The sequence below is a fragment of the Actinacidiphila yeochonensis CN732 genome (assembly GCF_000745345.1).
GTDB lineage: Bacteria > Actinomycetota > Actinomycetes > Streptomycetales > Streptomycetaceae > Actinacidiphila > Actinacidiphila yeochonensis.
The window spans coordinates 1283050-1290421 of record NZ_JQNR01000003.1; the positions used below are offsets into that span (position 1 = coordinate 1283050).

Genomic DNA, 7372 nt, shown 5'->3' on the forward strand with positions numbered 1-7372 from the left:
CACCGCCCGCCGGCTGGTCCCACCGACAGCCGCCGCCGCAGGCCGGATGGACCTCCGCCGGCCTTCCGCCGGCCGGGCCTTCGGCTCCTCAGCCGCCGCAGTACCAGGGCGGCCCACGCTGGGGGCCTCAGGTCCAACGACCCGGCGGGCAGCAGTCCGGGTGGCAGCGGCCAGGCCCGGGCGGTGGCTGGAACGGCGGTTGGGGCGCCGGCTGGAACGGGGCTCCGCAGGCCCCCAAGCCAGGCGTGATCCCGCTGCGGCCGCTCGGCTTCGGCGAGATCCTCGACGGCGCGATCAGCACGGTACGCCTGCACTGGCGGTCCGTCCTCCCCCTCACCTTGGGCGTGGGAGCCGTCACCCAGGCCGTCAGCGTCGTCACCCAGCACGCCTATACCGACAACGGCCGTCTCAACAGGCTGACGCACGAGCAGAACCCCTCGATGCACGACATCGTGTCCGCCTACCGCGACGCCTACTGGCCGACCCTCATAGGCGGGCTCCTCATGGCGTTCGGCGTCCTCCTGGTGACGGCGGTGCTGACGACGGTGGTCAGCCGCGCGGTGTTCGGCTGGACGGTGACGGCCTCGGCCATGTGGCGCGACGCCCGGCCCCGCCTGCCCAGGCTGGTGGGGCTCACGTTGCTGATGTCCGTCGGCTACGTGGTAGTGCTGCTGATCGCGATGCTTCCGGGGATCCTGCTCATCGCAGCCGGGTCGGATGATGCGGGCGCAGCACTGACAGTGCTGGGCGCGATCGTCGGTTCGGCCTGTGTCATCTGGCTGTGGGTGCTGCTCTCCCTCGCTCCACCGGCCCTCGTCCTGGAACGCCAGAAGGTCTTCGCGGCCCTGAAGCGCTCGGCCAAGCTGGTGCGGGGCGCCTGGTGGCGGGTCCTGGGCATCCAGATCCTCGCCGCTCTCCTGGCCGTCCTGGCCTCGTCCGTGGCTCAGCTCCCCTTCGCGGGCCTCGCCTCCTGGTTCACCGGCGACAGTGTGCTGACGGACTCCGGCCATCCGGGCTGGACGTACCTCATCATCGTCGGTGTCGGACAGGCGATCGCCAGCGCGTTCACGATGCCGGTCATGGCCGGTGTGATCGCGCTGCTGTACGTCGACCAGCGCATCCGGCGTGAATCCCTCGACATCGAGCTCGCTCAGGCGGCTCAGGCCCAGCAGCGCTGATTCCTTCCCCGTCCCTTTCCTATTCCTTCCCTTCCCGGGCCCGGCCGGCTGGTCTCCCTGCCGGCCGGGCCGGCGGGCGAACTCCGGGGAGGAACGGGGCCTCCCTGACTTACCGGCCTGGCGGGTGGTCCGGGACGGGTCCGGGACAGCCAGCGGCAAGGTGCAACGTCCGGGCCCTGGAAGTGCTGGGTTGCTGGGTGCTGGAGGAGAGGGCGGCCGCAGGAGCATCGCACCCAGCCCCCGGCATGAAGGCGCACGCGAGGCGGCGGGCCCCAAAGGGCACGAAAATGGGCATGAAAAAAGCGTCAGCCCCCGTACTTCAGAAGTACGGGGGCTGACGCTGAATGATTGTTCGGCGGCGTCCTACTCTCCCACAGGGTCCCCCCTGCAGTACCATCGGCGCTGAAAGGCTTAGCTTCCGGGTTCGGAATGTAACCGGGCGTTTCCCTCTCGCTATGACCACCGAAACTCTATCGGGCCACCCCCACATCACACAGGGGCGTCGACAAGGCTCCAGGAACCAGCACGATCTTCAATTAACCAGTTCACCGGTGCGACCTTTCGCAACCCGGGAACCAAACAGTGGACGCGAGCATACATGGACAATCCCTCGGCCTATTAGTACCGGTCAGCTCCACACCTCACGGTGCTTCCACATCCGGCCTATCAACCCAGTCGTCTACTGGGAGCCTTACCCCCTCAAGGGGGTGGGAGTCCTCATCTCGAAGCAGGCTTCCCGCTTAGATGCTTTCAGCGGTTATCCCTCCCGAACGTAGCCAACCAGCCATGCCCTTGGCAGAACAACTGGCACACCAGAGGTCCGTCCGTCCCGGTCCTCTCGTACTAGGGACAGCCCTTCTCAAGACTCCAACGCGCGCAGCGGATAGGGACCGAACTGTCTCACGACGTTCTAAACCCAGCTCGCGTACCGCTTTAATGGGCGAACAGCCCAACCCTTGGGACCGACTCCAGCCCCAGGATGCGACGAGCCGACATCGAGGTGCCAAACCATCCCGTCGATATGGACTCTTGGGGAAGATCAGCCTGTTATCCCCGGGGTACCTTTTATCCGTTGAGCGACGGCGCTTCCACAAGCCACCGCCGGATCACTAGTCCCTACTTTCGTACCTGCTCGACCCGTCAGTCTCACAGTCAAGCTCCCTTGTGCACTTACACTCACCACCTGATTGCCAACCAGGCTGAGGGAACCTTTGGGCGCCTCCGTTACCCTTTAGGAGGCAACCGCCCCAGTTAAACTACCCACCAGACACTGTCCCTGATCCGGATCACGGACCGAGGTTAGACATCCAGCACGACCAGAGTGGTATTTCAACAGCGACTCCACCACGGCTGGCGCCATGGTCTCACAGTCTCCCACCTATCCTACACAAGCCGAACCGAACACCAATATCAAGCTATAGTAAAGGTCCCGGGGTCTTTCCGTCCTGCTGCGCGAAACGAGCATCTTTACTCGTAGTGCAATTTCACCGGGCCTATGGTTGAGACAGTCGAGAAGTCGTTACGCCATTCGTGCAGGTCGGAACTTACCCGACAAGGAATTTCGCTACCTTAGGATGGTTATAGTTACCACCGCCGTTTACTGGCGCTTAAGTTCTCAGCTTCGCCACACCGAAATGTGACTAACCGGTCCCCTTAACGTTCCAGCACCGGGCAGGCGTCAGTCCGTATACATCGCCTTACGGCTTCGCACGGACCTGTGTTTTTAGTAAACAGTCGCTTCTCGCTGGTCTCTGCGGCCACCCCCAGCTCAGAGCGCAAGGCCCATCACCAGGAATGGCCCCCCTTCTCCCGAAGTTACGGGGCATTTTGCCGAGTTCCTTAACCATAGTTCACCCGAACGCCTCGGTATTCTCTACCTGACCACCTGAGTCGGTTTAGGGTACGGGCCGCCATGAAACTCGCTAGAGGCTTTTCTCGACAGCATAGGATCATCCACTTCACCACAATCGGCTCGGCATCAGGTCTCACCCTGCATGGACGACGGATTTACCTACCGTCCGGGCTACACCCTTACCCCGGGACAACCACCGCCCGGGCTGGACTACCTTCCTGCGTCACCCCATCACTTACCTACTACCCCCTCGGATCAGCGGCTCCACCACTCCCCATCACTCCGAAGAGATCAAGGGCGGCTTCACGGCCTTAGCATCAGAGGATTCGATACTGGGCGCTTCATAGCGGGTACCGGAATATCAACCGGTTGTCCATCGACTACGCCTGTCGGCCTCGCCTTAGGTCCCGACTTACCCTGGGCAGATCAGCTTGACCCAGGAACCCTTAGTCAATCGGCGCAAACGTTTCCCACGTTTGAATCGCTACTCATGCCTGCATTCTCACTCGTGAACCGTCCACCACTACCTTCCAGTGCGGCTTCACCCGGCACACGACGCTCCCCTACCCATCACAGCCCCCGTTGGGGGTAATGCTGCAATGACACGACTTCGGCGGTATACTTGAGCCCCGCTACATTGTCGGCGCAGAATCACTAGACCAGTGAGCTATTACGCACTCTTTCAAGGGTGGCTGCTTCTAAGCCAACCTCCTGGTTGTCTCTGCGACTCCACATCCTTTCCCACTTAGCATACGCTTAGGGGCCTTAGTCGATGCTCTGGGCTGTTTCCCTCTCGACCATGGAGCTTATCCCCCACAGTCTCACTGCCGCGCTCTCACTTACCGGCATTCGGAGTTTGGCTAAGGTCAGTAACCCGGTAGGGCCCATCGCCTATCCAGTGCTCTACCTCCGGCAAGAAACACACGACGCTGCACCTAAATGCATTTCGGGGAGAACCAGCTATCACGGAGTTTGATTGGCCTTTCACCCCTAACCACAGGTCATCCCCCAGGTTTTCAACCCTGGTGGGTTCGGTCCTCCACACGGTCTTACCCGCGCTTCAACCTGCCCATGGCTAGATCACTCCGCTTCGGGTCTTGAGCGTGCTACTGAAACGCCCTATTCGGACTCGCTTTCGCTACGGCTCCCCCACACGGGTTAACCTCGCAACACACCGCAAACTCGCAGGCTCATTCTTCAAAAGGCACGCAGTCACGACAGTGCATGCAAGCACACACTGCGACGCTCCCACGGCTTGTAGGCACACGGTTTCAGGTACTATTTCACTCCGCTCCCGCGGTACTTTTCACCATTCCCTCACGGTACTATCCGCTATCGGTCACCAGGGAATATTTAGGCTTAACGGGTGGTCCCGCCAGATTCACACAGGATTTCTCGGGCCCTGTGCTACTTGGGTGATCTCCAAGAGAGCCGTACACATTTCAGCTACGGGGGTCTTACCCTCTACGCCGGGCCTTTCGCATGCCCTTCGCCTACACATACGGTTTCTGACTCTCCGACCGGCCGGCAGACCGATCAAGGAAACTCCCACAACCCCGCTGACGCAACCCCTGCCGGGTATCACACGCCAACGGTTTGGCCTCATCCGGTTTCGCTCGCCACTACTCCCGGAATCACGGTTGTTTTCTCTTCCTGCGGGTACTGAGATGTTTCACTTCCCCGCGTTCCCTCCACACTGCCTATGAGTTCAGCAGCGGGTGACAGCCCATGACGACTGCCGGGTTTCCCCATTCGGACACCCCCGGATCAAAGCTTGGTTGACAGCTCCCCGGGGCCTATCGTGGCCTCCCACGTCCTTCATCGGTTCCTGGTGCCAAGGCATCCACCGTGCGCCCTTAGTAAATTGGCCACAGATGCTCGCGTCCACTGTTCAGTTCTCAAGCCACGACCGGTCACCCACAAACCACACCCGAAAGCATGATCCGACAGGTCCCGATAACACGAAGGAACACCAACGGCATTCCCTCAGGACCCAACAGCGTGCCCGACACCACCACCCCCGACCCCACCGTTCCATACCCCCGAAGAGGTCGTACTAGATCGAGCCGGCGAACCGGCAGTGCCGAATAGTCAACGTTCCACCCATGAGCAACCAGCACCGGACACTCGCCGATGAACTGGCCCCCTGACCACCTTGCGATGGTAGGAAGTGCTCCTTAGAAAGGAGGTGATCCAGCCGCACCTTCCGGTACGGCTACCTTGTTACGACTTCGTCCCAATCGCCAGTCCCACCTTCGACGACTCCCTCCCACAAGGGGTTAGGCCGCCGGCTTCGGGTGTTACCGACTTTCGTGACGTGACGGGCGGTGTGTACAAGGCCCGGGAACGTATTCACCGCAGCAATGCTGATCTGCGATTACTAGCGACTCCGACTTCATGGGGTCGAGTTGCAGACCCCAATCCGAACTGAGACCGGCTTTTTGAGATTCGCTCCACCTCACGGTATCGCAGCTCATTGTACCGGCCATTGTAGCACGTGTGCAGCCCAAGACATAAGGGGCATGATGACTTGACGTCGTCCCCACCTTCCTCCGAGTTGACCCCGGCGGTCTCCTGTGAGTCCCCAGCACCACAAGGGCCTGCTGGCAACACAGGACAAGGGTTGCGCTCGTTGCGGGACTTAACCCAACATCTCACGACACGAGCTGACGACAGCCATGCACCACCTGTACACCAACCACAAGGGGGCTCTGTCTCCAGAGCTTTCTGGTGTATGTCAAGCCTTGGTAAGGTTCTTCGCGTTGCGTCGAATTAAGCCACATGCTCCGCCGCTTGTGCGGGCCCCCGTCAATTCCTTTGAGTTTTAGCCTTGCGGCCGTACTCCCCAGGCGGGGAACTTAATGCGTTAGCTGCGGCACGGACGACGTGGAATGTCGCCACACCTAGTTCCCAACGTTTACGGCGTGGACTACCAGGGTATCTAATCCTGTTCGCTCCCCACGCTTTCGCTCCTCAGCGTCAGTATCGGCCCAGAGATCCGCCTTCGCCACCGGTGTTCCTCCTGATATCTGCGCATTTCACCGCTACACCAGGAATTCCGATCTCCCCTACCGAACTCTAGCCTGCCCGTATCGAATGCAGACCCGGAGTTAAGCCCCGGGCTTTCACATCCGACGTGACAAACCGCCTACGAGCTCTTTACGCCCAATAATTCCGGACAACGCTCGCACCCTACGTATTACCGCGGCTGCTGGCACGTAGTTAGCCGGTGCTTCTTCTGCAGGTACCGTCACTTGCGCTTCTTCCCTGCTGAAAGAGGTTTACAACCCGAAGGCCGTCATCCCTCACGCGGCGTCGCTGCATCAGGCTTTCGCCCATTGTGCAATATTCCCCACTGCTGCCTCCCGTAGGAGTCTGGGCCGTGTCTCAGTCCCAGTGTGGCCGGTCGCCCTCTCAGGCCGGCTACCCGTCGTCGCCTTGGTAGGCCATCACCCCACCAACAAGCTGATAGGCCGCGGGCTCATCCTGCACCGCCGGAGCTTTCCACCCGTCCCCATGCGAGGACAGGTCGTATCCGGTATTAGACCCCGTTTCCAGGGCTTGTCCCAGAGTGCAGGGCAGATTGCCCACGTGTTACTCACCCGTTCGCCACTGATCCACCCCGAAGGGCTTCACCGTTCGACTTGCATGTGTTAAGCACGCCGCCAGCGTTCGTCCTGAGCCAGGATCAAACTCTCCGTGAATGCTTCCAGGTAATCCTGGCAACACCCGCGAAAGAGCGGCACAGTCCAACGGAATAAGCCGGACCGTGCACAGCGTCCTCGCTGTGTGTTTTTCTTCAAAGGAACCTCGTCCTCAGAGATGATCTCCGAGAGACGGGGTATCAACATATCTGGCGTTGACTTTTGGCACGCTGTTGAGTTCTCAAGGAACGGACGCTTCCTTCGGTCACCGTCTCCCGGCTGCCCTCCGGGCTTTCCCTTCGTGTTTACTAGCTTACCCCATTCCCTCGCCGGTTCCTAATCGGCGTTTTCGAAATGAATTTTGGAACACCGAGGCGCACCAAAAATCAGCCCGAAGTACGGGAAGACGTAGGTAGTTGGGTGGCCGCCGGCCGGCGGTGAGGTCCTTCAGGACCCCGTCCGGCGTTTGGCGACTCGGACTACATTACGGACGAGCGGCGGCCGAGTCAAGCTCGACCGCCGCTCAAACGTGGGTTTCCAGCCGACTCAGGTCAGCTCGACCGCGCCGAGGTTGCGCTTGCCGCGCCGCAGCACCAGCCAGCGGCCGTGGATGAGGTCCTCCCGGGTGGCGACGGCGTCCTCGCCTGCGACCTTGGCGTTGTTGAGGTAGGCGCCGCCCTCGTTGATGGTGCGCCGGG

The 7372-nt window shown here is 61.0% G+C and carries 1 protein-coding gene, 3 rRNA genes and 1 pseudogene; 1 reads left to right on the forward strand and 4 read right to left on the reverse strand.

Translation table 11 applies throughout. The features are described 5' to 3' along the window. Positions 1 to 245 precede the first annotated feature (245 nt). On the forward strand, positions 246 to 1178 hold the full coding sequence (locus BS72_RS06900; RefSeq protein ID WP_037907231.1) for a hypothetical protein: 933 nt from the start codon (positions 246 to 248) through the stop codon (positions 1176 to 1178). Between the two features lie 350 nt (positions 1179 to 1528). Here BS72_RS06900 and rrf read toward each other — a convergent pair. From rrf to BS72_RS35220, 4 genes and pseudogenes are all read right to left on the reverse strand, one after another. After that, positions 1529 to 1645, reverse strand: a 5S ribosomal RNA gene (rrf, locus tag BS72_RS06905). A 131-nt stretch (positions 1646 to 1776) separates the two neighbouring features. Beyond that, a 23S ribosomal RNA gene (locus tag BS72_RS06910) occupies positions 1777 to 4900 on the reverse strand. 311 nt (positions 4901 to 5211) lie between these two features. Continuing rightward, positions 5212 to 6734 (reverse strand): 16S ribosomal RNA (locus BS72_RS06915). Together the 16S, 23S and 5S rRNA genes form the textbook arrangement of a ribosomal RNA operon. Before the next feature lie 486 nt (positions 6735 to 7220). Beyond that, positions 7221 to 7372 (reverse strand): annotated as a pseudogene (locus tag BS72_RS35220) (tyrosine--tRNA ligase); the annotation flags it as partial.